The organism is Pseudomonas sp. GW821-FHT02H09 (assembly GCF_059421425.1).
Map to the genome: position 1 here is coordinate 488,419 of NZ_JBWKVA010000001.1, position 25,057 is coordinate 513,475.

The following is a 25,057-nucleotide window of genomic DNA, read 5'->3' on the forward strand; positions in this document are numbered from 1 at the left end:
ATGGGTTTCAATCTTTCCGAATGGGCGCTGCGCAATCGCCAGATCGTGCTGTTCCTGATGCTGTTGCTGGCAGTCGTCGGCGCGTTGTCCTATACCAAGCTGGGCCAGAGCGAAGACCCGCCGTTCACCTTCAAGGCCATGGTGATTCGCACCAACTGGCCGGGTGCTACGGCTCAGGAAGTGTCGCGGCAAGTCACCGAGCGCATTGAAAAGAAGCTGATGGAAACCGGTGAGTACGAACGGATTGTCTCGTTCTCCCGCCCAGGCGAATCCCAGGTGACCTTCATGGCCCGGGACTCGATGCATTCCGCGCAGATCCCCGAGCTGTGGTACCAGGTCCGCAAAAAAATCAGCGATATCCGCCAGACCTTGCCGCCGGGTGTTCAGGGGCCGTTTTTCAACGATGAATTCGGCACCACCTTCGGCAATATCTACGCCTTGACCGGCAACGGTTTCGACTACGCGGTGCTCAAGGACTACGCCGATCGCGTCCAGATCCAGCTGCAACGGGTCAAGGATGTCGGCAAGGTCGATCTGTTGGGGCGCCAGGACGAGAAGATCTGGATCGAGCTGTCCAACGTCAAGCTGGCCACCCTCGGGCTGCCATTGGCCGCCGTACAGCAAGCCCTGGAAGAACAGAACGCGGTGTCCACCGCAGGCTTCTTCGAGACCTCAAGCGAACGCTTGCAATTGCGGGTCTCGGGGAGTTTTCAGACAGTACAAGAAATCAAGAACTTCCCGATCCGGGTCGGCGATCGCACATTCCATATCTCCGACGTCGCCGATGTTCACCGTGGCTTCAACGAGCCTGCGGCGCCGCGTATGCGCTTTATGGGCGACGACGCCATCGGCCTTGCTGTAGCGATGAAGGACGGCGGTGACATTCTGGTGTTGGGCAAGGCGCTGGAAGTCGAGTTTGCCCGCATCCAGAAGAATCTCCCGGCCGGAATGGAGTTGCGTAAAGTTTCCGATCAGCCGGCCGCGGTGAAAACCAGCGTCGGCGAATTCGTTCAGGTGTTGATCGAAGCGCTGGCGATTGTGTTGCTGGTGAGCTTCTTCTCCCTCGGTGTGCGCACCGGCATGGTGGTCGCCCTGGCGATTCCGCTGGTGCTGGCGATGACCTTCGCCACCATGTATTACCTGGGGATCGGCCTGCACAAGATTTCCCTTGGTGCGCTGGTACTGGCGTTGGGCTTGCTGGTGGACGACGCGATCATCGCCGTGGAAATGATGGCGATCAAAATGGAACAGGGCTACGACCGGCTCAAGGCCGCCAGCTATGCCTGGACCAGCACCGCGTTCCCGATGCTCACTGGTACGTTGATCACCGCCGCCGGGTTTCTGCCGATTGCCACTGCACAGTCGGGCACTGGCGAATACACCCGTTCGATCTTCCAGGTAGTGACCATCGCATTGCTGGCGTCGTGGATTGCCGCCGTGGTGTTCGTACCTTATCTCGGCGAAAAACTGCTGCCGGACCTGGCGAAGATTCATGCCGCCAAACACGGTACGGGCGACGCTCATCCAGACCCTTATGGCACGCCGTTCTATCAACGGGTACGGCGGCTGGTGGAATGGTGCGTGCGTCGGCGCAAAACCGTCATTGGCCTGACCATCGTGCTGTTCGTGGCATCGGTGGTGCTGTTTCGCTTCGTGCCGCAACAGTTCTTCCCGGCGTCCGGGCGACTGGAGTTGATGGTCGACCTGAAGCTGGCCGAAGGTGCCTCGCTGAGCAACACCGCCGATCAGGTCAAGCGTCTGGAAGGCCTGCTCAAGGACCGCGCCGGCATCGACAACTATGTGGCCTATGTCGGCACCGGTTCGCCGCGTTTCTATCTGCCGCTGGATCAGCAACTGCCGGCGGCGAGCTTTGCGCAATTTGTCGTGCTGGCCAAGTCCATTGAGGATCGCGAAAGCCTGCGCAGCTGGCTGATTGAAACCCTCAACGAAAAATTCCCGGCCCTGCGTTCACGGGTCACGCGACTGGAGAACGGTCCTCCGGTTGGTTACCCCGTGCAGTTCCGGGTCACTGGCGAGCACATCGAAGAAGTCCGTGCGCTGGCGCGCAAAGTCGCGGCCAAGGTGCGTGAGAATCCCCATGTGGTCAACGTGCATCTGGACTGGGAAGAGCCGAGCAAGGTCATCTACTTGAACATCGATCAGGAGCGCGCACGGGCGTTGGGCGTTAGCACGGCGAACCTGTCGAAGTTTCTGCAAAGCTCGCTCACAGGTGTAAACGTCAGCCAGTACCGCGAAGACAACGAGTTGATCGAGATTCTGTTGCGCGGCACGCCGCGTGAACGCACCGAACTGACCTTGCTACCAAGTCTCGCGGTGCCGACCGATAACGGTAAAAGCGTGGCCCTGTCGCAGATCGCGACGCTGGAATATGGCTTCGAAGAAGGCATTATCTGGCACCGCAACCGCTTGCCGAACGTGACGGTGCGTGCCGACATCTACGGGCAGGAGCAGCCAGCGAGCCTGGTCCAGCAAATCCTGCCGACCCTGGAACCGATTCGGGCGCAATTGCCGGACGGTTACTTGCTGGATGTCGGCGGAACGGTCGAAGACTCGGCCCGTGGGCAGAACTCGGTCAAGGCCGGCGTACCGTTGTTCATTGTCGTAGTGCTGACCTTGCTGATGCTGCAACTGCGCAGTTTCTCCCGCACCGCGATGGTGTTTCTCACCGCACCGCTGGGGTTGATTGGCGTCACGTTGTTCCTGTTGGTGTTCCGCCAGCCGTTCGGTTTCGTGGCGATGCTCGGCACCATCGCGCTGTCCGGGATGATCATGCGTAACTCGGTCATTCTGGTGGACCAGATCGAACAGGACATCGCTGCCGGACTGCGGCCATGGCAAGCGATCATCGAGGCCACAGTGCGACGCTTCCGGCCAATCGTACTGACTGCACTGGCCGCCGTATTGGCGATGATCCCGCTGTCACGCAGCGTGTTCTTCGGACCGATGGCGGTGGCGATCATGGGCGGGCTGATTGTGGCCACAGCGCTGACGCTGCTGTTTTTGCCGGCGCTGTATGCGGCGTGGTTCAGGGTGAAGAAAGAGCAGGTCTGATCAAGCGGCACACATTGTGATCATTCCCACGCTCTGCGTGGGAATGCTGCCATGGACGCTCCGCGTCCGCTCTGTATGTGACGCAGAGCGTCACGGGATGCATTCCCGCGCGGGAGTGGGAACGATCAATGCTTGATTCTGTGTTTTCATTGTCTCAATTTTTATAAATATTGAGACAGTGTTGTGTTTGTGCTGTACTCAGAACTCAGTTTTTGGTGTTTTTGAGACAGTAATGGTCAAAAGTCCTCCCGCAAACCCGGACAGCGTTTTCGATCTGTTGGGGACCTCGCCCTACAAAGAAAAACTGCCTGACTATCTGGCATTGCTCAAGCCGCTGGATGATCAGGGGCGATACCTGCCGTTTGACGAGCTGCGTTATCGCTGGGCGCCAGGCCTTGATGCAACGTTGTGCTGGGCACTTGTCAAGAAAGCCCGCTCTGCTCAATATTCCAGCCTTCTGCCGTTGGGTGAACCCACCCAATGGGGCAAGTTCATTCTGACGCCGCTAGCGCACAAGACTCTTTCGACTGTCGACCGCCAGGCGAGCACCGCTGCTCTGGAGTACATGACCAGCAGGATCGGTGAGCGAGCGCATTTCAACTATTTGCTCAATGATTTAATCGAAGACGAGGCCATCAGCAGCAGCCAGCTGGAAGGAGCGGCGACTACTACGTTGGTTGCCAAAGATATGCTCAAGCGCAACCGACTGCCGCGTACCCCGGATGAGCGGATGGTTATCGGCAACTACAAGATGATGATCTTTGCCTGGGACAAACGTCATGAGCCGCTGAGTGTCGAGCTGATCGCGCAGCTGCACCGGGTCGGTGTCGAGGGCATCGACGACGGACAATACTCACCGGGCGCTTTCAGGGTCAATGACGAGGTTGTCGTTCAGGACGGTGAAGGCAATACGGTCCATACACCGCCACCGGCAGCGGGTATTCAGGCCAGGCTCCACACATTGTCGAATTGGATCAATCAATCCCACAATGACCCCACGCGCAACGATTACCTTCATCCGCTGATCAAGGGGATTGCCCTGCATTTTGCCCTCGGTTACGAACACCCTTTTCGTGATGGCAATGGCCGTGTGGCGCGGGCGTTGTTTTATTGGTTCATGTTCAAGAATGACTTCTCGGCATTCCGCTACATCTCCATCAGCATTCTGTTACGTAATGCGCCGGTGAAATATGGCCGGTCTTATTTGCATACCGAAACGGATGATCTGGATCTGACCTATTTCATCGACTACCAGTGCTCGGTGATTGTCCGTGCAGTGACCGGATTCACATCGGCTTATCAGAAGAGTCTGGCGTATGCCGAAGGGTTTGATCGATGGCTGGAGGAGTCCGGGCTTTTCAAGCAATTGAGCGAAAAACAACGGACTGTGTTTCAGGTGGCCAAAAGCGGTATGGCCAAGGAGTTCACGGCAGTGAATGTGAAGGAAAATCTGGATTGCTCGTACAACACGGCTTCGGCCACGCTGAATGGATTGGTAGAACTGAAAATTTTCGAGAAAAAGAAGCGGGGGCGAGAGTGGGCTTTCTTTCTGCGTGACACGCAGGACATCAAAAAGGCTTGGGCGTAGGCGCTGGCGCAGGTTGCGATCTTTTCGAGGTTTGAAGATCAAAAGATCGCAGGCCGCGTCAGCACCTACGGGCCGCGTAATTGCTCTTCGCTTTCTACAACGAACCAAACACCTTCTTCGCCAGACTGGTGGCCGCTGCCGCCGGGTTCTGGCGGATGGCGGCTTCTTGCTTGCCGATCATTTCGAACAGGCCATTGAGTGCCTGCTCCGTTACATAACCTTCGATATTGGCATTTTTCGCGTCGAGCACACCGAGGGTCGCGGCTTGGCCGGCGAAGGAGTTGTATTGTTTGGCCAGGCCGACCTGATCGGTTGCATGCTTGACGATTGGCAGGAACTTGAGGCGAATTTGCTCGCGGCTGGTTTTGCTCAGGTATTGGGTCGCCGAATCCTTGCCGCCGCTGAGAATGCTTTTGGCATCGTCAACGCTCATCTTCTTCACGGCATCGACCAGCAACGCCTGGGCTTGCGGTACCGCAGCTTCAGCCGCTTTGTTCATGCTGGCTTCCAGTTCGTCGACCTGGGCGCCCATGCCGAACTGCTTCATTTTCTTGGCAACCTTGCCCAGGTTGCCCGGCAACTCGATCTTCACGTCCGGGTTGTTGCTGAAACCGCCCGGAGTGCCCAGTTGTTTGACGGCGATCTGTGCGCCTTGGGTTAATGCATCCTTGAGCCCTCCGGTGGCGTCTTTTTGCGAAAGATCACTCAGAGACAAGGCCAGCGCACTGGCGGAAATCAACAAGCCCGCACACAGGCCGGCGAAGCGAAGGGAAGGACGGAGCATGGCAGCTTCCTTAATCAAGAGAGGGAATTAACGTACTGCGTCGACGCGAATTTTCAACGGCTGTAGATCTTTGCCATTGAGTTGCACGCTGTGGTGTTCGGTTGTAATGAACCTTAGCTTGCCATCCACTTCAATGCGCGCACTGACCGAGTAGCGATGACCGGGTTTGACTTGCACCGGGTCATAGCTGAGGTGGAAGGGCAGAGGCACCTGGCCTTTGATCGGGCCACGCTGTTCGTCCACTACAACGGCAGGTGCGTCGGCGAGGGAAACATCCTGCAGGCTGACGCTCAGGATCGCCGTTGGCGGCAGGGCGATGCGTTGCAGGTAGAACACTTCGCCGTCGAGGCTGGCTTTGGGGGACGGTTGCAGGGTCTGGCAGGCTCCGAGCAGGGCAGTGATGGCAAGTAAAGAGAACTTTTTCATCGGGATCTCCATATCGATGGCGCCAGAAGAAGACTGGCGCCTGAAACAATCTAGTCGGTTTGCTGCGGGGCATCGAGCTGATCGGCCGCATCTTCACTGCGATGCAACGCTACCTGACGAATCGACAAGCGAATCTCCGCCGGCAATACACGCTTGGCCGCGCCTTCGGCCAGTTCGCCGAGCAGTTCGTGATAGCTCAGTTTGCCGGCCTCATCGCGACGTAGTACGTCGAGATCCAGCAGCGTTTGAATGAAGTGACGGAACAGGCTCTTGTCGAAGAATTCCGGCGCATTCAGGCCATGCAGGATCGACAGGCGCTGGGCCATGACGGTGCACAGGTCTTCCAGTTCTTCGGCGCTGATGCTGTTCTGGCCGCTGTTGAGCAGCAGCGAGATGGCCATGTAGAAGCGTTGCAGGGTCTGGGCGATGCTCCTGGACAACAAGGTCAGCAGCACAAAATGTCGCGAACTCGGTGCCGGGCGCAGATACAGCTCTTTCTCGAAGCGCAATAGACCTTGCTCGACGAACGCTTCCAGCCACTGATCGATCACTGCGTCCAGCTCTTCCAGCGACCAGCGGATGAACAGCTCCGATTGCAGGTACGGATACAGCGCGCGGGTGTAGCGCAGGATCTGCTCGCGACTCATGCGCGAGCTGCTCTGGAAGAAGCTCGCCAGCAGCGCCGGCAGGGCGAAGATATGCAGCACGTTGTTGCGGTAGTAGGTCATCAGGACGGCATTCTGCTCGTCCAGATAAAGGATCTTGCCCAAGGCGTCGCTCTGCTCGGAAAGCAGGTCCATGTCTTTCACATGCTTGATCAGCGCCCGGCCATCGCCTTCCGGCAACGTGGTATGCGGTGAATACGGCACGCGACGCAGCAACGCCAGATAGAGGTCGAGAACCCGGGCCATAGCGCGGTCGTCGAGGGCCAGCCGGCTGGTGGAAAGCAGCGCCAACGCCACCAGATTGACCGGGTTGATCGCTGCCGCTTCGTTCAAATGCCGGGCCACACGCTCGCCAAGACGGTTGGTGGTTTCGTTCAGCCAGGCCGGACGGAACTGCGGACCCAACTCCTGGGAGCGCCAGTCCGGTTGTTCCTGATCGAGGAACTCCGCCAGTTTGATCGGTTCGCCAAAGTTGACCGCAACCTGGCCGAATCGCTGCTTGAGCGCGCCGATGACCTTGAAGATGTCGAAGATCGATTCTTTTTTCTTGGTCGCTCCGCGCAACTCACCGAGGTAGGTCCGGCCTTCGAGAACCCGCTCGTAACCGATGTACACCGGGATGAAGACAATCGGCATCCGCGACGAACGCAGAAAGCTGCGCAGGGTGATGGCGAGCATCCCGGTCTTGGGTTGCAGCATGCGCCCGGTACGCGAACGCCCGCCTTCGACGAAGTACTCCACCGGAAAACCTTTGGTGAAGAGGGTGTGCAGGTATTCGTTGAACACTGAGGTGTAGAGCGGGTTGCCCTTGAAGGTGCGGCGCATGAAAAACGCCCCGCCACGGCGCAGCAGGCCGCCGATCACCGGCATGTTCAGGTTGATCCCGGCGGCGACGTGCGGCGGGGTCAGGCCGTTGCGAAACAGCAGATAGGACAGCAGCAGATAGTCGATATGGCTGCGGTGGCACGGCACATAGATCACTTCGTGACCCTGGGCGACGGCTTGCACGCCTTCGATGTGGTTGACCTTGATGCCGTCGTAGATCTTGTTCCAGAACCAGCTCAGCACTACTTCGAGAAAGCGGATCGCGGTAAAGGTGTAGTCCGAAGCGATTTCATTGCCATAGTGCAGCGCTTGAGCCTTGGCTTTCTCCGGGGAGATGTTCTCGCGTTCGGCTTCTTCGAGGATCGCCTGCTTGACCAACGGCTGATTCAGCAGGCCTTTGACCAGATTGCGCCGGTGGGAAATGTCCGGGCCGATCACCGCCGCTTTCAGGTTGCGAAAGTGCACCCGCAGGATGCGCTGGGCCATGCGCACGGTGCGTTCGTGGCCTTTATTGTGTTCGATCAGTTCGCGCAGATGGATGGGCGCGGAGAACTGCACGCGGGTCTTGCGTCCCAGAATCATGATGCTCAACAGGCGGCGCAGACGCCCGGTGACGGCCCAGCTGTCGGCGAACAGCAGCTTCCAGGGGCTCGATTCGCTGTCCGGGGATTGGCCCCAGAATACGCTGACCGGGATGATTTGCGCGTCTTGTGCGGCGTTCTGGCTCAAGGCGCTGACCAGTCGGGTCAGTACCGGCGGCGCGCCGCGCTTGTCCTGGCGGCCAAGCCAGTCGGGTTCCGGCGTCAGGTAGAAGAATGCGGCAGGTTCCAGCAGATTGCCCACCGATGCCGGCAACACCGGGCGCGGCAGACCGGCCTTGCCGCATTCAGTGTCGAGCACGGCCAGATCGGTCAGCGATGGGTTTTGCAGGACGTAGAACACCGGACGACTGCGGTCGAGTTTGAGGGTGAAGGACGACTGATTGATCGTCTCCGAGCGAACCCAGAGGTACAACAGTCGGCGCAAGGCGCCAAACACAAGACGGCGGAACGGGGAGCGGGTCATACGGCTTCTGCATGAGTTAAAAAAACCGAGCAGGTGCTCGGGGCCGGTAGTGTGCCGTATTCACCGAAAATCGGCAAAAAAGCGGGAAAGCAAACTTCAATCGAGGGTTTTTATACCGGTCTTGCACTTGATCCCGTTTACCGCAGTATCCGGATCCTGTGTGACAGGCATAAAAAAATCCGGAATCTTTGGCGGATTCCGGATTTTTCGGTGGCTTGTATGGCGTTGGAAACTTTGGCGGTTACAGCAAAAACTTCGCGAAATTCACGCCTGTACCGGCCGGGCGCACGTCTTCAAGGAAGGCGTCCTTGTCGGCGCTCAACTCCAGGCTCACGGTAGATTTGCGTTTGCCCTGGTTGCGCACCACCAGGCCTTCCATTTTCTCGCGCAGGAACACCGTCGGCACTTTCAAGTGCAGCAACTGATCGGTGCTTGGGGTGTGCAGCAACAAGTGAATCCACTCGTACTGACCGATGGCCAGGCGGCTGAGGGGAATATCGAACCACCAGATGTTCTTGTTGCGGTTCAGTTCGGTGAAGTGGCAGTTATTGACGCCCAGCACGGCACCGCCGAGTTCCTGGTTTCTGCGGGCAATGGCCTGCGCTTTATTGAGTTTCATAACATTCCTACGGGTTGGATCTTCAGCGCCACGGCCTGAATACGTTGCGCATTCTCGGGGGTTGAGGGGTAAACATAAAGCCAAACCTGCGCGCGGCGATGAAATGACGTAATGAAAACAGATGAAACTCTGCGCAATGGCTGCGGGTCAATCTTTACGCCATGACGCTTGGTCTCTGTTTCCAATGGTAGAAACACCTTGAGTAGCGCCGGCGATGTTTGTGTCGGGCATTGGCGGTCAAACAACGAATTTGTTTCGAAGCGGTCAACTAAGCTACTTTGATGTAGAAAATGGCCTCTGAGTCGCCACCGACTTCAACCCTTATGCGGCGAAAGGAGACGCTATGATTTTTCCGGATTTGAAAGGCTTGCCCCTGCATCGCGTGATGATGCGCACGGTGACGGAGTTCATTAACGACGAGATGTCGACTTATGCTTCGGCACTTGCCTATCAGATGCTGTTCTCGATGTTTCCCTTCCTGCTGTTTCTCATCGCCCTGATCGGTTTCCTGCACCTGCCGGACTTCTTCTCCTGGCTGCGTCTGCAATCGGAACTGGTGCTGCCGCCCCAGGCCCTTGAACAAGTGAACCCGGTGATCGACCAGCTCCAGCAATCCAAGGGCGGGCTGCTCTCGGTGGGTATCGTGATCGCGCTGTGGACTGCGTCCGCCGGCGTGCGGCTGATGATGAGCGCCATGAACGCCGCTTACGACGTGGTCGAAGGGCGCCCGATATGGAAGCGCTTCCCGCTGTCGATTTTCTACACCATCGGCATCGCCGGGATGCTCCTGGTCGCCGCCGCGTTGATGGTCATGGGCCCGAAAGTGATGGGCTGGCTGGCGGGGCAAATCGGCATGGAGGACTTTGTCGTCACAATCTGGACCATTCTGCGCTGGCCGTTGGTCGTCTTGCTGCTGATGGTCTCCGTGGCATTGATGTATTACGCCATGCCGGACGTGAAACAGAAATTCCGCTTGATCACCCCGGGATCGGTGCTGGCGGTGGTGGTGTGGATCATCGCCTCTCTGGGTTTTGGCTATTACGTGAAAACCTTCACCGATTACAACGCCATGTATGGCAGTATCGGTGCGATCATCGTGTTGCTGCTGTACTTCTATATTTCTGCGGCGGTGCTCTTGCTCGGCGCGGAAATGAACGCGACGATCGATCACATGTCGACCCAAGGCAAGCAACCTGGCGAGAAGGACTTCAACGGGGACGACGAAAAACAACACGTTTCGGGATTGGGACGGGATCACTCGCTCAAGCCGACCACTGACGAAGCCTGAACATGATCCGTGAAATTCTGAAAATGGGTGATGAGCGCCTGCTGCGCATTGCCCCGCCGGTGCCGTCCGGGATGTTCGACAGCCCGGAACTCTGGCAGTTGATCGATGACATGTTCCAGACCATGGAACATGTGGGTGGCGTTGGCCTGGCCGCGCCGCAGATTGGCGTCGACCTGCAACTGGTGATCTTCGGCTTCGAGCACAGTGAACGCTATCCGGAGGCGGAAGCCGTACCGCAGACCATTCTGATCAATCCGCTGATTACACCCTTGGGTCCGATGCTCGAAGAAGGCTTCGAAGGCTGTCTGTCGGTGCCGGGTTTACGCGGTGCGGTGGAACGTTATCAGCAGATTCGCTATGAAGGTTTCGACCCCAAGGGTGAGCCGATCGTGCGCATCGCCTCAGGTTTCCATGCGCGTGTCGTGCAACACGAATGCGATCACCTGGTCGGCCGGTTGTACCCATCGCGGATCAGCGATTTCAGCAAGTTTGGTTTTATCGAGGTGATGTTCCCGGATATGGATCCTGCAGCGGACGAGTAGGAGCGAGCGGTGCGGCGATCCGACTTGCCCGCGATGGGCGCTACGCTTATCTCGGCTATTCCCCGGATTGACGAAGCACAACATCAGTCGATCCGGCTCCGAACCAACCCATGGCGATCAGGGGTTTGCTGCGAGCGTAGCGAGCCAGACGATCGGTCAGGGACTGCGGCAGCTGCGGACCTAGGGAAAATCCCAGCCCCTCGTAGAACGGTTGCAGATCCGGATGGCAGAACAGCCAGACCGGCCCATCAACGTGCGCCATGGCATGTTCGACCAACTGCGTGGCAATCCTTTGGCCCCGGCCTGCCGGATCGACAAACAACCCGGTCAACCAATGCCCTTGGGCAACCGCTGTCAGGCACAACCCAGCGATGATTTCCCCCCGCCTGGCTACCCATAATTGCCCTTCGCTGGCAGCGCGCATCGGCGAATTGTGCGTTCGATAGAACTTGTTCAGCAGAGGGCGCAGCGGCTCGGCAAGCAGGCTGAAATGTAGGTCTGGCATGGTTTGAGATAAGGTCTATGAAAAGCTATGAAGGGCGCAGAAGGGTAAAAAATTATAAATCGCTGAAATAAAACGCTGCTGCGCAATAGGTGTTATACCTCATGTTACATCCCATATGAGTGGAGCGTGCATCATGGCCAAAGGCATGGAATCAAAGAAAGCAGCAAAGAAAAAACCAGCAAAAACCGCCGATGAAAAACGCGCAGACAAAAGAGCCAAGAAGGTCGGCGTGTTCGGCCACTGAGCCATCTTCAACGGAGCCCGGCAATCGGGCTCCGCTTTCACTTCTAAGTAAATAACCAATCGATCTACAAGATTTCCCTGCGCTAATGCACAGAAGGGGATGAAGCCGACGTTCGTCTGTTGGCTGGGTCCCTGCTCTGAGCCAAGCCATGTCCAATTATCTTGATCACGCCCAACAAAAAGAAATCGATACCCTGCGTCTTAGCCTGACAGGGCGGACGGAATGGCCGACCTGGCTGTTGCTGGTTGGCGTCTACGGCGCCTGGTTTGGCGTGCTGCTGGCCAGCCCGGCGCTGGGGTTGTGGCTGAGCACAGCGCTGCTGATTCCCATCGTGGTGCTGTGGATGTCGGTGCAGCACGAACTGTTGCATGGGCATCCAACGCGTTTTACCTGGCTGAATAAAATTCTCGGTTATGCGCCGTTGGCGGTTTGGTATCCCTACACGCTGTACCGCGACAGCCATTTGCTGCACCACCGTGACGAAGACCTGACGTTGCCCGGTCGCGACCCGGAAAGCCGTTACCTGAGCCGACACCAATGGCAGGCCAGCTCGCAGTTCGAGCGCAGCCTGCACTGGCTGAACAAGACCGTGCTCGGTCGTCTGTTATTGGGAGCACCGCTGGCATTGCTGGCGCTGGCGAGGGAAGAGTTGCAGCGCTTGCGTCGAGGCCAGCGAGAGGCTTGGCTGATGTGGCTGACCCATGGCGCGCTGACCCTGCTGATGCTGGGTTTTATCGCCCGTTACAGCGTGGTGCCGGTCTGGCATTACCTGTTGCTGATCAGCGTGCCGGCGTTGTCGGTGGCGATGATCCGTTCCTGCTATGAACACCGTCCGTATGCACAAGCCGAGCAACGCACGGTGATCAATGAAGCGGCGTGGCCCTGGACCTGGCTGTTTCTCAATCTGAATCTGCATCTGGTGCATCACGACCTGCCGGGGTTGCCCTGGTATTACTTGCCCAGGGTGTACCGTGCCCGGCGCGCACAATGGTTGGCGCGCAGTGGCGGATTTCTGGTGCGAGGTTATGGTGAGCTGTTTCGTCGACATGGGCTGGCGGCGGTAGACAGCCCGGAGCATCCGTTTGATTGATTTTGATTGCGAGACGCAAATCTCCCGTAGCAGCTGGCGAAGCCTGCGTTCGGCCGCGCAGCGGTCGTAAAATGGACTATCGCATTTTTCAGAAAAACCGAGCTGTTCGATATGCGACCGCTGCGCGGCCGGACGCAGCCTGGCGGCAGCTGCTACGGGATGCTGTGCCGCATTGGAAATAGGAGCCTGACAATGCCCACCTGCTACGCAGAACTACCGATGTACGTCGCACCCGAGCAGGTGCGCCAGGCCAACGAACAATGGCTGACCCGTATTCTGGAACGGCTCGGCGTTGCCCGTCGCAGTGCCGAAGGTCTGGAGCTGATGCAGCTCTGGCTCGCCCCGCAATTGCTGTTGACCCAAACCTGTGGTTATCCGCTGATGACTGCTCTGCGCGGGCGGGTTCGGGTTATTGGCCGACCTTGCTTTGACCTGCCGGACAGCTGCTGCGGCAACCATTGCAGCCTGCTGCTGACCCGTGCCGATGAGCCGCGCCAGACCTTGCCGGAGCTGTTTGGCAGTCATGGCGTGATCAATGGCGAGGACTCCAACAGCGGCATGAACCTGCTGCGCCACCGGCTTGCACCGCTGCAACAGGACGGCCGGTTTTTCTCCCATGTCTCCGTCAGCGGCAGCCACCGTGAGAGCCTGCGCTGGTTGCGTGAGCGCAAGGCTGATCTGGCGGCCATCGACAGTGTCACCTTTGCCTATCTGGCGCGTTATGCCGAAGAAGAAGTCTCGGGATTGCGGGTGGTGGCGCGCAGTGCGTTCAGCCCGACCTTGCCGTATATCGGTGTCGCAGGGCTGACTGATGAACAGGCCGAGCGTATTCGTGAAGTGATGAATCTGACTTTGCGGGAGTTGCCCGACGTGGCTGAAACCCTTGGGTTGCGGGAAGTGTTGCCGGCATCTGAAGGCGACTACCAGGTTCTTCTCGACTATCAGCAAGAGGCTGAAGAGCTTGGTCTGGCTCGCCTGCGTTGATTGTTTTGAGATTTTTCGCGGGCAAGTCGGATCGCCGCCCGCTCGCTCCTACAAAAGCAGCGCCAATCCCCATCATGGTGTGATCGACCTGTAGGAGCGAGCGGGCGGCGATCCGACTTGCCCGCGATGACGATGGATCAGGCGATAAACATCCCATGCTTATAAATTCCATAAAGATATATAAAAATACTTTTTAAGTATTATTAAAGAATAAAGCTCCTTGATAGGATCGCGTCACCGGAACACCGGACATACAGCGCAACCATTTCTATTGGAGCCTTCATGTCCGGCGCCGACACTTCTCACCGCGAATACGTGGGCGGATTGTTCCGCAATCATTACCAATGGCTGTGCGCACGATTGCGCCGCCATCTGGGTTCCAGCGCCAATGCCGAAGACATTGCCGCCGACACCTTCGTCCAACTCCTGAGCACACCGGGGCTGATCCCGATTCATCAGCCGCGGGCGCTGCTGACCACCATTGCCCAGCGCTTGATGTACCAGTTCTGGCGTCGTCGCGACCTGGAGCGCAATCACCTCGATGCCTTGCAGGATGAACAGTCCCAAGGGGGGTCGCCTCAGGATCTGGCGCAGGTACTCGAAGCCTTGCACGGCATTGACCATCAGCTCAAGCGCTTGCCGGCCAAGGTCCGTGCCGCTTTCTTGCTGGCGCGGGTCAATGGGCTGACTTATCCCCAGGTCGCTGCGCAACTCGGGATTTCCCAGCGTTCGGTGAGTGATTACATGACCCGCTCAAGCGCCGCCTGTGCGCCTTGGGATGTCGCGAACGACCTTAGCGCCAACCAGCCATTACTTCGACAACCATCCCTACAGAGGTCCGCATGAGATCGATCAAAACCCTGCTTGGCAGCTCGCTGCTGGCGCTGAGCCTGCTGGCGCAACAGGCGCCTGCCGCCGAGAAACCCGTGCCGATCCATTTCGGTGATATCACTTGGGAAAGCGGCAGCCTGATCACCGAGATCCTGCGTTTGATCGTCGAGAAGGGCTATGACTACCCGACCGACACGCTGCCGGGCAGTACCGTCAGCCTGGAAGCGGCGCTGGCCAGGAACGATATTCAGGTGATCGGTGAAGAATGGGCCGGGCGCAGTCCGGCCTGGATCAAGGCGCAATCGGAGGGCAAGGTGTTCGGCCTCGGTGATACCGTCAAAGGTGCCACAGAGGGCTGGTGGGTCCCGGAATACGTGATCAAGGGCGACCCGGAACGGGGCATCAAACCTTTGGCTCCGGAGCTGAAATCCGTTGCCGATCTGGCGCGCTATAAAGATGTATTCCGCGACCCCGAGGACCCGACCCGCGGGCGCTTCCTCAACAGCCCGACCGGTTGGACCTCGGAGATCGTCAACAGCCAGAAACTCAAGGCCTACGAGCTGAGTGATAGCTTCGTCAACTTCCGCACCGGCTCCGGCGCGGCGCTGGACGCCGAGGTCGCCTCATCGATCCGTCGCGGCAAACCGGTATTGTTCTACTACTGGTCGCCGACGCCGCTGCTGGGTCGCTTCAAACTGGTGAAACTCGAAGAACCGGCGTTCGATGCCCAGGCCTGGAAAACCCTGGCCGATGCCAACAACCCGCACCCCAAGGGCACTCGCTCGATGCCCGCCAACCTGGCCATTGGTGTGTCCGCGCCGTTCAAAGCCCAATACCCGGACCTGGTGTCGTTTTTCGAGAAAGTCGACCTGCCAATCGATCTGCTGAACCAGACCCTCGGCCAGATGAGCGAGAAACGTCAGCAACCGAGACAGGTTGCCGCAGCGTTTCTGAAGGATCAGCCGCAGGTCTGGCAGGGCTGGGTGCCTGCAGAGGTGGCGACACGGGTGAGTGGGAGTTTGTAAAGGGATTCGATTATTTGCCTGATGTTTCAAGGGTGCCTGAGACATCGCATTCGCGGGCAAGCCCTAATGTTGTTCAGTTAAGGAAGTTGTAGGAGCGAGCTTGCTCCGGGCGGCGTTCCGACGATGGACTTAAGTGCGCCGCGTTTAGCCAGTAAACACGCGTTATCGTTAACGACCATCGCGAGCAAGCTCGCTCCTACAGTGGACCACATTCGCTTAACTGAACAACATTAGGGCTTGCCCGCGATCAATCTAAAGGCTTACGCCATCTCCGCGGCTAACGCCGCTTTAACTGTCGGACGTGAATCAATCCGCGCCTGGAAGCGCTCCAGCGCCGGCCATCGCCCCAGGTCGATGGCAAAGAGCCGCGTCCAGCGCAGCACGCTGAACAGGTACGCATCGGCGACGCTGAACTGCTCGCCGAGCAGGTAATCCTGTTGTGCCAGCGCTTGGGTCAGCACGGCGAAACGCTTGAACAGTTTCTCCCGCAAGATCGCCTTCACTTGATCGGGAATCGAGTTGTTGAACAACAGGCCCAACCCGCCATGGATCTCGCTGGAGACGAAGTTCAACCATTCCTGCAAGCGCACTCTTTCCCACGTTCCGTTAGCGGGTGCCAGGCCGGTCTGTGGCTTGAGGTCGGCGAGGTATTGCAGGATGGCCGGGCCTTCGGTCAGTACCTGTGCGTTATCCAGCTGTAACGCCGCGACGTAACCTTTGGGGTTGATGGCGAGAAAGTCGGCACCGTCGGCGGTCTTCTTGGTGGTGTTGTCGACGCGGATCAGTTCGAACGGTTGATCCAGTTCACGCAGGACAATGTGTGGCGCCAACGAGCAGGCCTGGGGTGAGAAATACAACTTCATGGAGAGGACTCTTCTGGACGGTTTTGATCAGTGTCATAGTCGTTGCCATCATTCGTAAAATGACTCTTTCAGAATGCAGCCATAAGGACAGCTACTGCCATGATGAATCTGATGCATTGGCGCATGCTGGTGGCGGTGGCGGATGCCGGCAATATCACCCGCGCCGCCGAGCGCGTCGGCATGACCCAGTCCGGCGCCAGCCAGGCACTGGCGTTGCTCGAAGACATGCTCGGGGTGCAGTTGTTCACCCGGGAAAACCGCCAGGCCCGGCCGACTGCGATTGGTCTGCAAGTGATCGAGCAAGCGCGGTTGATGCTCTCGGCGCTGGAGACCATTCGTACCACTGTTGATGCCGCGAAAGACATCCAGCGCGGCACGATCCGCCTGGCCAGTTTTCCCATGGTTCTGGCCACCTTCCTGCCGCCGTTGCTGCGCCAGTTCAATCAGCTTTACCCCGGTATTCAGGTGGTGGCGCTGGAGGTCAGTGATGACGAGGTCGAAGCCCTGCTCAGTACCGGGCTGGTGGACGTGGGGGTGGTGTTGAATCCGCCTGCTGAACGTAGCGCCGGGTTGTTGGGACGCGATAGCTGGGTTGCCGTATTGCCCATCAGCCATCCCCTGGCGCGGCGCCCGCATGAGGCCGGCGTATCGTTGGCAGAGTTGACCGCGCAGCCTTTCGTGCTCGCCACCGGTGGCTGTTCGGTCAACGCTCGCAGCCTGGCGGCGGATGCCGGTCTGGAGCTGCTCGACGTACGGGTTGAAGTGCGCGAGTGGAGCAGTGCGTTCACGCTGGTGCGGGAAAATGTCGGTGTGACGCTGGTGCCGGAAATGACCCTGCCAGATGATCGCAAGGGGCTGCGCGTCGTCCCGTTGACCCTACCGGTTTATCGAGAGTTCGCGCTGGCGGTGTCGCAGGACAGGGAACCGTCAGCGGCGGTGCAAGCGTTGTTGGAGATGCTGCACTAGCGGTCATGAATTCAGTCAGCGACTTCGATGTCGGAAAGAATTTGAATGATGGCACATTAGTGGCCTTGCATCCGTTCAGTAGCTGTCTATGCTCAGCCGTGACAAATCATGTCGACCGCTATGTGAAGGGTTCCTCAGGCTGCAACCGTGATCTAGCGTCAAGAGTGCGCAACTCAAGGCACCCTTGTTAAAAGGAATGTTTTTTAAATGGAATTACTTGTCAACGTTAGGTTGGGCCCGACACCGGGCCGTCAAGAAAAGGATGGCTTGATAAGAGCGTTGCCGTACGGACACTCCGATTAAACATCATTTATCACCTGACACTTATCCCTCCTTCAGGGATACGTTTGCGTGTTCTGTGGAAAGTTGTAGTGGGTTCAGTGAAAGACTTGGAACTTCCGTCAATCAAAAGACAGCGCTGAAGGTGATACCACCATGTTTAATTTACATCGCAAGGCTGACCTGCTTGAAATTGAACGATTTACCTGCGCGCTGAACGAGGCGAATGCCAAGTTGGCAGCGGTCAGTCGTTCGATGGCAATGATCGAGTTCGCTCCTGACGGTATCGTGCTCGATGCCAACGAAAACTTCTGTAACGTCATGGGTTATACCGTCGAGGAAGTTCGCGGCAAACATCACCGGATCTTCTGCGAAGAAGAGTTCTATCGCAGCGAAGCCTACGCCAGGCTCTGGCGCGACCTGGGCCGTGGTGAGCCGATCACTGGCACTTTTTTACGGTTGAGCAAGAGCGGTAAAGAGATCTGGCTCGAGGCCAGTTACCTGCCGATCCTGGGCCCCGACCGGCAAGTGAAAAGTGTGATCAAAGTGGCGTCGGATATTTGCGCGCGGGCCCAAAGGGAGCACGAAAATCAGAACCTGATCGATGCCATTGGCCGCTCCATGGCGGTGATTGAATTCACCCCGGAAGGCCGGGTCATTCATGCAAACGAGAACTTCCTGAAAACCATGCACTACTCGCTCGGCGAGGTGGTCGGCCAGCATCACAGTCTGTTCTGTCAGCGGGCCGAAAGTGAGTCACAGAACTACAGAGCATTCTGGGCCTCGCTCAATCGCGGCGAATATCACTCCCATCGCTTCGAACGGGTCGACAAGTATGGCCACACGGTATTTCTTGAAGCCTCGTACAACCCGATTTTCGACGCCAAGGGGCGCTTGTGCAAAGTGGTCAAGTTCGCCAGTGATATTACCGGGCAGATGACCACTTTGCAGACCGCTGCCGAATCCGCTCATAGCACCTCCGTTCAGAACGATGCCTGTGCCCGGAAGGGCTCGCAGGTGGTGCAGCAGACGGTTCAGATCATCGAAGAAATCTCCAGGGACCTCAACGAAGCCGCCCTCAGTATCGACGCGGTGAGTAAACAATCCGAGATCATCGGCAGCATCGTTCAGACCATTCGCGGGATTGCCGATCAGACCAACCTGCTGGCCCTGAACGCGGCCATCGAGGCGGCGCGGGCAGGGGAACATGGACGAGGTTTCGCGGTGGTCGCCGATGAGGTGCGCAGCCTGGCTGCACGCACCAGTCAGGCGACCCTGGAGATCGTCGAGGTGGTGCGCAAGAACCATGACCTGTCACTGAACGCGGTCTCGAGCATGCAATCGAGTTTGAGCCGTACCGGGCTCGGCGTGGAACTGGCCAATGAGGCTGGCGAAGCGATTCTGGAAATCCAGCAAGGCTCGCGGCACGTGGTGGATGCGATCAGTCAGTTCAACTCGACACTGCAGATCAGTTAAACCGTTCAGCCATTGAAAAGGGTTCCCTTCCAGGCGTCGCCGCCTGAAAGGGAACCCTTTTCAGTTCGAGACGACTTAAAGCGCAGCCAGAAACGTGTCGGCCACTTGTTTGTCGGTGGTGCTGTTGCCTTTCTCGACCTGTGCCACCTTCATCTTGTCTTCGACGCGTTGGGCAATTTCCTTGCCGATCGCCAATTGTTTTTCAGGCGACATGTTTTTCAAGTCGTTCTCGGTAATCCCCATTTCTTTCAGAATGCTGTCGCGCATCTGCTGCTCAGGGGTTTTGCTCATGTAATTCTTGAAATCGGTACTCGCCGTACTGTCCGTGGCGGTCGTCGCATTCGGTGTGCTGGTGGCCGGCGCAGTGCTTTGCAGCAGTACGCGGGTTTTGGCGAACGCAGCGTCGACATTGTCGCTCACCGTGTTACTGGTTTGTTGCGTTGCGCTGGACGTCTGACTGTTCGTGGCATTTTGTGCGTTCTGCATCAAACCGCTGTAGAGCGCGCTGGCGGCAGCCGTGGTCGGGTCCATATCGGACCGGTGGGTAGGCTGAACGATCGAAGCTTTTTGTGCGTTGACCAACATGATTCGAGCACCTGAATGATTGCTATCGACAGGTTATGAGCAAGTTGCATGCCGATACGGCCATGCCCCGATTTTGCGGGGGATGGCAGCATCATGCCTGCCAAGGGGGAACACAGAGCGGCCAAACCTTGCCACTTTTGACCGCTTTTCTAGACAAAAAACCACAGCCGGAAGCTCGGGCGGCGAAGCGGCCTAACGGCAGAACATTTAATACTCAATCGGCAAATCAAACATCTGGAACGCGTCGTCCACCGGCTGATAGCCCAATACCCGGGTGGTTTCGCTCAGGTCCAGACGCTTGAAGCGGTTGTTGGAAATACCGTGGGCGATCAGGTGCCTTACCCCTTCGACGTCTACCGAGCGTTGCAACAATTGCACGGCGTCTCTTGGGCTGAGCCAGGCGCTCAGGTCACGGGCGTTGGTCAGTTCGTGGCGATCCGGGAACTCAAAAGCACCGATGCGCAGGGCGATGGTCGAAAGGTCGTGTTTGGCGGCGTAAAAGGCGCACAAGGCTTCGCCATAACATTTGCTCACGCCATACAGGTTGGCCGGCATGACTTGCATGCCCGGCGTGATCTGTCGGTCCACCGGGTAGCCTTCGATGGTCTGCGCGCTGCTGGCGAAGATCAGGCGCTTGCAGCCCGCCGCCACGGCGGCTTCAAACAGGTAGGTGATGGCCAGGATATTGTTGGGCAGCAGTTCATCGAAGGATGCGCTGGCGTGGGGAATGCCGGCCAGGTGAACGATCACATCGATGCCTTCGAGCACCGAAATGAGGGCTTCTTTGTCTGTCAGCTCCAGGCTCACGAATCGATGGGCACCGATCGCGAAGTCTGGAGCAACGCGATCTGTGAGGGTGAAGTTATAACGGTCCTGCGAAGCTTCGAAAAATGTCTTGCCGATCCTGCCGCAGGCGCCTGTCAGCAGTACGTTGAGTCCTTTCATGGATGCCACCTTGTATGAGTTATCGGCGTGGTTGAACGGCTTTGTGCTCAAGGCAGGCCATTACGGCCGTGCTCGCGGAAACCTGAGCGCGCGCTGAGTTTTTCGTAGTAGTCGATCACCGCCGGATAGTTCGCACGCTCCATTGGCGTCATCAACCAGCGGTTGACCGACAAGCCGATGCCGATATCAGCCAGCGTAAACTCAGGACCGGCCACATAGGCGCCGGTCACGGTCAGCCGTTGCTCGAGAATGCCCATTTTCTCGTTCCAGCCGCGAACGCCTGCGGCGATTCGCTGCGGATCCTGGAAGTCCGGGTTTTGTCGCACTAGAGCGACGAAGGCATAGCTCCAGGATGGATTGAGCTCGGTGGCTTGCCAATCCATCCATTGTTCGACGCGCGCCCGCGCAGCGGGTTCGATCGGCAACAGGTCGGTGTTCCGTTGTTTGCCGACGAGGTATCGGCAGATGGTGTTGGACTCCCAAAGCACGCCTGCCTCGTCGACGATGACCGGCACCTGGGCATTGGGATTGAGCTGGAGAAACTCCGGCGTGTGGGTCGAGGCAAAGCCGCTGCCCCAGTCTTCGCGTTCGTAGGTCAAGCCCAGCTCATGGCAGGTCCACAAGACTTTTCGGACGTTGATCGAAGAGGCTTTACCTAGAATTCTGAGTGCGGTTCCCATTGAGCTTCCCTGCCTGTGGTGATTTAGCCTAGGGAATCTAGCAGTTTTCGGGAAGGGGGTAACCGTAGATATTCACCTGGGTTCTGATGCTGAAACGGCAGGCACGGCAAATTTCTTGAACCGTGTCGCCGACCGTGCCGCTAAGTACTCTCGCGTACCATCAACTCAAACCCCATGTCCTGCACCGGTTTGGCCACGGTATTGCCAGCCATCAGGGTCAGCATCTGCTCGGCGGCGCGGCGGCCAATGGCTTCTCGCGGGGTGCTGATGCTACTCAGGCGCGGCACCATGTGAGCCGAGGCGGGCAGGTCGTTGAAGCCGAGGACCGCCACTTGCTGCGGGATTTTGATGCCGCAGCGCATGGCTTCGAGCAGGGCGCCGTGGGCCAGGTCATCGTTGCCGAAGAAGATCGCGTCGACCTGCGGATGGCTGGCCATCAATTGCAGAAATAACTCGCCACCCAGACCGACCGACGACGGGCGCGGGGTCAGGATTTCCAGGTCGGGGTCATACAAACCGGCTTTTTGCAGCGCACGGCGGAAGCCTTCGCCACGCAGCAGGGTGCGTTGGTCGAGTTGCGCGCCGATGTAGGCCAGCCGTCTGCGACCGCGTGAAATCAAATGCTCGGCCGCGGTCTCGCCGGCGCTCAGTTGCGAGAAACCGACGCAGTTGAGCCCGGCACCGGGGTCCAGGTCCATCATGTAGACACAGGGAACGTTGCTCGCCTCGATCATCCGCCGGGCGCTTTCGGTGCGATCAAACCCTGTCAGCAAAAGGCCGCGCGGTTGGTAGGCCATGTAATTGCGCAGCAGGTTTTCTTCTTCGTCGCGCGAGTAGTGGTAGTTGCCGATCAACACTTCGAAGCCTTTGGGCCGCAAGACGGTGTGAATGGCTTCCAGAGTTTCGATGAACAGCAGGTTGGACAGCGACGGCACCAAAACGACCACCGAATGGCTCTGCGCCGAGGCCAGGGCGCGGGCGGCGGGGTTGACCACGTAGTTCAGCTCGAGCGCGGCCTGCTGGACCTTTTCCACCAGTTCGGTGGCCACGCTGCTGACGCCGCGCAACGCTCTGGAAGCAGTGATCGGACTGACGCCGGCCAGGCGCGCGACTTCGTTGAGGGTCGGGCGTCCCGTGGTGCGGGTATTTTTATCGTTTTTGGAGGAGGTCATCGGACGGCTTGCCAAACAAAATTCAAGGCACTAAGGTAGCGCTGTCTCGATGCCGCTGCAAATGCTTGAGTGTGGCTTGCCTGATCCCACTCTCCCAGCGTCGATACAGCACATGCTGCAACCCATAAAAATACAAGAAGGCGTCGGTAGAATCTATTTTTGCACTAGAGTTTTACTTGCAAAGGTAGCGCTGTCTGCGCGCTGAGGTGTTACATGAGTCAACCCATCACCGCCCTGGTCATCATGGGCGTCGCCGGCTGCGGCAAAACGTGCGTCAGCGAGGCCTTGTGCCGACTCAGCGGCGCTACGGCCATTGAAGGTGACAGTTTCCACCCTGCCGCCAACATCGAAAAAATGAGCGCAGGCATTCCCCTGACAGACGAAGACCGTGCCGGCTGGCTCGACAGTCTGTGCGATGAGCTGCGCCGCGCCGTCGCTGCAGGTCAGCGTCCGGTACTGACCTGCTCGGCCCTTAAATTGCGTTATCGCGAACGGTTGCGTAGCGCCGTGCCGGGCCTGGGTTTCGTTTTTCTCGAGCTGACCCCTGAGGTCGCAGAGCAACGGGTCTCCCATCGCCCCGGTCATTTCATGCCCTCGACCCTGATCGACAGCCAGTTCGCCACCCTCGAATCGCCTGTCGGCGAACCGTTGACCCTGGCCCTGGATGCCTCCACGCAAAATGTCGATTACCTGGCCGAGCATGCCTATGCCTGGTGGCTCCAGCGTGGCCTGGAATCCATCGACTGATGCCTGGCTCGAAAAGATAGCGCTGTCCTAGTCGGCAGTCGTTTAAAAACCGTTTTAATAAAAACAACAAACAGGAGTTACCCCATGTTTGGCATGTCCCACGAGACCTATCTGCTGCTCGATGCAGTGGTCACCATCATCGGTCTGATCGTATTGATCACCCGGTTCAAGCTGCATCCGTTCATTGCGCTGATCATTGCTGCCGGCTTCCTCGGGCTGACCTCGGGCATGCCGGTGGACAAAATCATCAAGGCATTCCAGGACGGCTTCGGCGGCGTTCTCGGTTTCGTCGGCATCATCCTGGCGCTGGGCACCATGCTCGGCAAAATGATGGCCGAGTCGGGTGGGGCGGATCAGATCGCCCGTACTCTGATTCAGGCATTCGGCAAGGAACGCGTGCAATGGGCAATGATGTGCGCGGCCTTTCTGGTCGGTATTCCGTTGTTCTTCGAAATCGGCTTTGTGCTGCTGATTCCGCTGGTGTTCATCGTTGCCCGGCGTACCGGCGTGTCGATGATCAAGATTGGTATCCCGCTGCTGGCGGGGCTGTCCGTGGTTCACGGTCTGGTACCGCCGCACCCGGGTCCGTTGCTGGCCATCGGCGTGTTTGGCGCAGACATTGGCAAAACCATTCTCTACGGCCTGATCGTCGCTCTGCCGACCGCCATCATTGCCGGCCCCCTGTACGGCTCCTTTATCTCCAAATACATCCCGGGCCACCCGAATCAGCAGCTGGTGGATCAACTGGCCCATGAGCCGGAAGCCTCCACGCTGCCAAGCTTCGGCATCACCCTGATCACCGTGCTGCTGCCGGTGTTCCTGATGTTGCTCAAGACCTTTGCCGATGTGGCGCTGCCCGAAGGTCACGGCGTACGCAACTGGATGGACATGATCGGCCACCCGATCGCTGCCTTGCTGCTGGCCTTGCTGCTGTCGCTGTATACCTTCGGCTACAAGCGCGGTTTCGATTCGAAGAGAATACTCAAACTGCTCGACGCCAGCCTCGCGCCGACCGCAGCGATCATTCTGATCATTGGTGCTGGCGGTGGCTTCAAGCAGATGCTGGTGACCAGCGGTGTGGGCGATGTGATCGGCCATATGGCGGTGAATGCGCAGATCTCGCCGATTTTGCTGGCGTGGCTGGTGGCTGCGGTGATTCGCGTCGCTACAGGTTCAGCCACCGTCGCGACCATTACCGGTGCAGGCATTGTGGTGCCAGTGGTGGGGATGATTCCGGGCGTCAATCGTGAATTGCTGGTGCTGGCAACGGGGGCGGGCTCGTTGATTCTGTCTCACGTCAACGATGCGGGTTTCTGGCTGGTGAAGCAGTACTTCAACATGACCGTCGCCGAAACCTTCAAGACCTGGACGGCGATGGAGACCATCCTGTCCATCGTGGCGCTGATCTTCATCATGCTGCTGTCGTTGGTGGTCTGACCGAACACCCGTAGATACCGTCTTAACCCTCACCGGGCAAGCGCAAGTTTCGGGTCAAATGGTTGGCCCGACGTCGGACACGGCGAGACGATTACGCTCCATCTGCAGCATTTCCTGAAGGTCATCCAGGCGACGAACCATCGCCTTCACCTGCCGGCATTTCATCCACCGCACCGACATAAACCAATAACAACAGGTTCGACCCCATGACCCAGCGCCCTGCCAACTCCGGCTGATCCAGCCCGCTCGTTCCTTCAGTTCGACACTTTTGTCCGCAACCCGACGTTGCGGCAGCGCCCTGCTTCACCCCTAACAATTAGAGAGCCCGATCACATGAAGCCATTCACCTCCCTC

Annotated in this window: 21 protein-coding genes and 2 pseudogenes; 13 read left to right on the top strand and 10 right to left on the bottom strand. The window is 58.2% G+C overall.

Annotated elements, in window-relative coordinates:
- Both AC07VR_RS02270 and AC07VR_RS02275 read left to right on the top strand, forming a co-directional pair.
- Nucleotides 1–3,072 carry an efflux RND transporter permease subunit gene (locus AC07VR_RS02270; RefSeq protein ID WP_495010353.1) on the top strand — a complete coding sequence of 1,024 codons (3,072 nt, stop codon included), beginning with the start codon at nucleotides 1–3 and terminating at the stop codon, nucleotides 3,070–3,072.
- A 232-nt stretch (nucleotides 3,073–3,304) separates the two neighbouring features.
- A complete protein-coding gene (locus tag AC07VR_RS02275) occupies nucleotides 3,305–4,660 on the top strand; it encodes a Fic family protein (protein ID WP_494992674.1) in 1,356 nt (451 codons plus the stop codon).
- Nucleotides 4,661–4,754: 94 nt separating this feature from the next.
- On the opposite strand, the gene AC07VR_RS02280 is transcribed toward AC07VR_RS02275, so the two are convergent.
- The 4 genes from AC07VR_RS02280 to AC07VR_RS02295 form a co-directional block, all read right to left on the bottom strand.
- A complete protein-coding gene (locus tag AC07VR_RS02280; RefSeq protein WP_495010354.1) occupies nucleotides 4,755–5,444 on the bottom strand; it encodes a DUF4197 domain-containing protein in 690 nt (229 codons plus the stop codon).
- A gap of 27 nt (nucleotides 5,445–5,471) precedes the next feature.
- Nucleotides 5,472–5,870: a YbaY family lipoprotein gene (locus AC07VR_RS02285; protein ID WP_495010355.1), complete on the bottom strand. Its 399-nt coding sequence runs from the start codon at nucleotides 5,868–5,870 to the stop codon at nucleotides 5,472–5,474.
- 50 nt (nucleotides 5,871–5,920) lie between these two features.
- A complete protein-coding gene (gene plsB, locus AC07VR_RS02290; RefSeq protein WP_495010356.1) occupies nucleotides 5,921–8,425 on the bottom strand; it encodes a glycerol-3-phosphate 1-O-acyltransferase PlsB in 2,505 nt (834 codons plus the stop codon).
- A gap of 241 nt (nucleotides 8,426–8,666) precedes the next feature.
- Nucleotides 8,667–9,044, bottom strand: coding sequence for a hypothetical protein (locus AC07VR_RS02295; RefSeq protein WP_494992678.1), 378 nt, complete (start codon nucleotides 9,042–9,044; stop codon nucleotides 8,667–8,669).
- A 343-nt stretch (nucleotides 9,045–9,387) separates the two neighbouring features.
- Here AC07VR_RS02295 and AC07VR_RS02300 point away from each other — a divergent pair, with 343 nt between their 5' ends.
- Both AC07VR_RS02300 and def read left to right on the top strand, forming a co-directional pair.
- Nucleotides 9,388–10,332, top strand: coding sequence for a YihY/virulence factor BrkB family protein (locus AC07VR_RS02300; RefSeq protein WP_494992679.1), 945 nt, complete (start codon nucleotides 9,388–9,390; stop codon nucleotides 10,330–10,332).
- A gap of 2 nt (nucleotides 10,333–10,334) precedes the next feature.
- Nucleotides 10,335–10,874, top strand: a complete 540-nt coding sequence (gene def, locus AC07VR_RS02305) for a peptide deformylase (protein ID WP_494992680.1) — start codon at nucleotides 10,335–10,337, stop codon at nucleotides 10,872–10,874.
- Nucleotides 10,875–10,929: 55 nt separating this feature from the next.
- Here the strand turns inward: def and AC07VR_RS02310 are convergent, their stop codons facing one another.
- Nucleotides 10,930–11,379: a GNAT family N-acetyltransferase gene (locus AC07VR_RS02310; RefSeq protein WP_495010357.1), complete on the bottom strand. Its 450-nt coding sequence runs from the start codon at nucleotides 11,377–11,379 to the stop codon at nucleotides 10,930–10,932.
- 392 nt (nucleotides 11,380–11,771) lie between these two features.
- Between AC07VR_RS02310 and AC07VR_RS02315 the strand changes: the two genes are divergently transcribed.
- The 4 genes from AC07VR_RS02315 to AC07VR_RS02330 all read left to right on the top strand — a co-directional run bounded on the left by AC07VR_RS02315 (nucleotide 11,772) and on the right by AC07VR_RS02330 (nucleotide 15,553).
- Nucleotides 11,772–12,713, top strand: coding sequence for a fatty acid desaturase (locus tag AC07VR_RS02315; RefSeq protein ID WP_495010358.1), 942 nt, complete (start codon nucleotides 11,772–11,774; stop codon nucleotides 12,711–12,713).
- Nucleotides 12,714–12,905: 192 nt separating this feature from the next.
- Entirely contained in the window at nucleotides 12,906–13,697 is a 792-nt protein-coding gene (locus AC07VR_RS02320; RefSeq protein WP_495010359.1) for a phosphate/phosphite/phosphonate ABC transporter substrate-binding protein, read from the top strand.
- A gap of 282 nt (nucleotides 13,698–13,979) precedes the next feature.
- Nucleotides 13,980–14,543, top strand: a complete 564-nt coding sequence (locus tag AC07VR_RS02325) for a sigma-70 family RNA polymerase sigma factor (protein WP_495010360.1) — start codon at nucleotides 13,980–13,982, stop codon at nucleotides 14,541–14,543.
- On the top strand, nucleotides 14,540–15,553 hold the full coding sequence (locus AC07VR_RS02330) for an ABC transporter substrate-binding protein (protein WP_495010361.1): 1,014 nt from the start codon (nucleotides 14,540–14,542) through the stop codon (nucleotides 15,551–15,553). Before AC07VR_RS02325 ends, AC07VR_RS02330 begins: the two co-directional genes overlap by 4 nt.
- 260 nt (nucleotides 15,554–15,813) lie before the next feature.
- On the opposite strand, the gene gstA is transcribed toward AC07VR_RS02330, so the two are convergent.
- The gene (gstA, locus tag AC07VR_RS02335) at nucleotides 15,814–16,416 is read right to left on the bottom strand and encodes a glutathione transferase GstA (RefSeq protein WP_495010362.1); all 603 of its coding nucleotides are present in this window, start codon (nucleotides 16,414–16,416) and stop codon (nucleotides 15,814–15,816) included.
- Nucleotides 16,417–16,515: 99 nt separating this feature from the next.
- Here gstA and AC07VR_RS02340 point away from each other — a divergent pair, with 99 nt between their 5' ends.
- From AC07VR_RS02340 to AC07VR_RS02350, 3 genes and pseudogenes are all read left to right on the top strand, one after another.
- Entirely contained in the window at nucleotides 16,516–17,382 is an 867-nt protein-coding gene (locus tag AC07VR_RS02340) for a LysR family transcriptional regulator (RefSeq protein ID WP_495010363.1), read from the top strand.
- Between the two features lie 540 nt (nucleotides 17,383–17,922).
- A pseudogene (locus AC07VR_RS02345) lies at nucleotides 17,923–18,585 on the top strand (PAS domain-containing protein); the annotation flags it as partial.
- 123 nt (nucleotides 18,586–18,708) lie between these two features.
- A pseudogene (locus AC07VR_RS02350) lies at nucleotides 18,709–19,137 on the top strand (methyl-accepting chemotaxis protein); the annotation flags it as partial.
- A 75-nt stretch (nucleotides 19,138–19,212) separates the two neighbouring features.
- On the opposite strand, the gene AC07VR_RS02355 reads toward AC07VR_RS02350, so the two are convergent.
- The 4 genes from AC07VR_RS02355 to gntR form a co-directional block, all read right to left on the bottom strand.
- The gene (locus AC07VR_RS02355; RefSeq protein ID WP_495010364.1) at nucleotides 19,213–19,722 is read right to left on the bottom strand and encodes a hypothetical protein; all 510 of its coding nucleotides are present in this window, start codon (nucleotides 19,720–19,722) and stop codon (nucleotides 19,213–19,215) included.
- Nucleotides 19,723–19,929: 207 nt separating this feature from the next.
- Entirely contained in the window at nucleotides 19,930–20,667 is a 738-nt protein-coding gene (locus AC07VR_RS02360; protein ID WP_495010365.1) for an NAD-dependent epimerase/dehydratase family protein, read from the bottom strand.
- Nucleotides 20,668–20,714: 47 nt separating this feature from the next.
- Nucleotides 20,715–21,347, bottom strand: coding sequence for a glutathione S-transferase family protein (locus tag AC07VR_RS02365; RefSeq protein ID WP_495010366.1), 633 nt, complete (start codon nucleotides 21,345–21,347; stop codon nucleotides 20,715–20,717).
- 140 nt (nucleotides 21,348–21,487) lie between these two features.
- Complete coding sequence (gene gntR / locus AC07VR_RS02370) at nucleotides 21,488–22,519, bottom strand: HTH-type transcriptional regulator GntR (protein WP_494992691.1); 1,032 nt, start codon at nucleotides 22,517–22,519, stop codon at nucleotides 21,488–21,490.
- 213 nt (nucleotides 22,520–22,732) lie between these two features.
- Here gntR and AC07VR_RS02375 point away from each other — a divergent pair, with 213 nt between their 5' ends.
- Both AC07VR_RS02375 and AC07VR_RS02380 read left to right on the top strand, forming a co-directional pair.
- The gene (locus tag AC07VR_RS02375; RefSeq protein WP_494992692.1) at nucleotides 22,733–23,266 is read left to right on the top strand and encodes a gluconokinase; all 534 of its coding nucleotides are present in this window, start codon (nucleotides 22,733–22,735) and stop codon (nucleotides 23,264–23,266) included.
- An 84-nt stretch (nucleotides 23,267–23,350) separates the two neighbouring features.
- The gene (locus AC07VR_RS02380; RefSeq protein WP_495010367.1) at nucleotides 23,351–24,703 is read left to right on the top strand and encodes a GntP family permease; all 1,353 of its coding nucleotides are present in this window, start codon (nucleotides 23,351–23,353) and stop codon (nucleotides 24,701–24,703) included.
- The last annotated feature ends 354 nt before the right edge of the window (nucleotides 24,704–25,057 follow it).

Excerpts from the sequence above, each read along its gene's own strand:
- AC07VR_RS02375 (WP_494992692.1), top strand. The coding sequence starts at position 22,733 with ATGAGTCAACCCATCACCGCCCTGGTCATCATGGGCGTCGCCGGCTGC.
- AC07VR_RS02315 (WP_495010358.1), top strand. The coding sequence starts at position 11,772 with ATGTCCAATTATCTTGATCACGCCCAACAAAAAGAAATCGATACCCTG.
- gntR (WP_494992691.1), bottom strand. The coding sequence starts at position 22,519 with ATGACCTCCTCCAAAAACGATAAAAATACCCGCACCACGGGACGCCCG.
- AC07VR_RS02330 (WP_495010361.1), top strand. The coding sequence starts at position 14,540 with ATGAGATCGATCAAAACCCTGCTTGGCAGCTCGCTGCTGGCGCTGAGC.
- plsB (WP_495010356.1), bottom strand. The coding sequence starts at position 8,425 with ATGACCCGCTCCCCGTTCCGCCGTCTTGTGTTTGGCGCCTTGCGCCGA.
- AC07VR_RS02365 (WP_495010366.1), bottom strand. The coding sequence starts at position 21,347 with ATGGGAACCGCACTCAGAATTCTAGGTAAAGCCTCTTCGATCAACGTC.
- AC07VR_RS02320 (WP_495010359.1), top strand. The coding sequence starts at position 12,906 with ATGCCCACCTGCTACGCAGAACTACCGATGTACGTCGCACCCGAGCAG.
- AC07VR_RS02280 (WP_495010354.1), bottom strand. The coding sequence starts at position 5,444 with ATGCTCCGTCCTTCCCTTCGCTTCGCCGGCCTGTGTGCGGGCTTGTTG.
- AC07VR_RS02310 (WP_495010357.1), bottom strand. The coding sequence starts at position 11,379 with ATGCCAGACCTACATTTCAGCCTGCTTGCCGAGCCGCTGCGCCCTCTG.
- def (WP_494992680.1), top strand. The coding sequence starts at position 10,335 with ATGATCCGTGAAATTCTGAAAATGGGTGATGAGCGCCTGCTGCGCATT.
- AC07VR_RS02285 (WP_495010355.1), bottom strand. The coding sequence starts at position 5,870 with ATGAAAAAGTTCTCTTTACTTGCCATCACTGCCCTGCTCGGAGCCTGC.
- AC07VR_RS02325 (WP_495010360.1), top strand. The coding sequence starts at position 13,980 with ATGTCCGGCGCCGACACTTCTCACCGCGAATACGTGGGCGGATTGTTC.
- AC07VR_RS02380 (WP_495010367.1), top strand. The coding sequence starts at position 23,351 with ATGTTTGGCATGTCCCACGAGACCTATCTGCTGCTCGATGCAGTGGTC.
- AC07VR_RS02270 (WP_495010353.1), top strand. The coding sequence starts at position 1 with ATGGGTTTCAATCTTTCCGAATGGGCGCTGCGCAATCGCCAGATCGTG.
- AC07VR_RS02295 (WP_494992678.1), bottom strand. The coding sequence starts at position 9,044 with ATGAAACTCAATAAAGCGCAGGCCATTGCCCGCAGAAACCAGGAACTC.
- AC07VR_RS02360 (WP_495010365.1), bottom strand. The coding sequence starts at position 20,667 with ATGAAAGGACTCAACGTACTGCTGACAGGCGCCTGCGGCAGGATCGGC.
- AC07VR_RS02355 (WP_495010364.1), bottom strand. The coding sequence starts at position 19,722 with ATGTTGGTCAACGCACAAAAAGCTTCGATCGTTCAGCCTACCCACCGG.
- AC07VR_RS02275 (WP_494992674.1), top strand. The coding sequence starts at position 3,305 with ATGGTCAAAAGTCCTCCCGCAAACCCGGACAGCGTTTTCGATCTGTTG.
- AC07VR_RS02300 (WP_494992679.1), top strand. The coding sequence starts at position 9,388 with ATGATTTTTCCGGATTTGAAAGGCTTGCCCCTGCATCGCGTGATGATG.
- AC07VR_RS02340 (WP_495010363.1), top strand. The coding sequence starts at position 16,516 with ATGATGAATCTGATGCATTGGCGCATGCTGGTGGCGGTGGCGGATGCC.
- gstA (WP_495010362.1), bottom strand. The coding sequence starts at position 16,416 with ATGAAGTTGTATTTCTCACCCCAGGCCTGCTCGTTGGCGCCACACATT.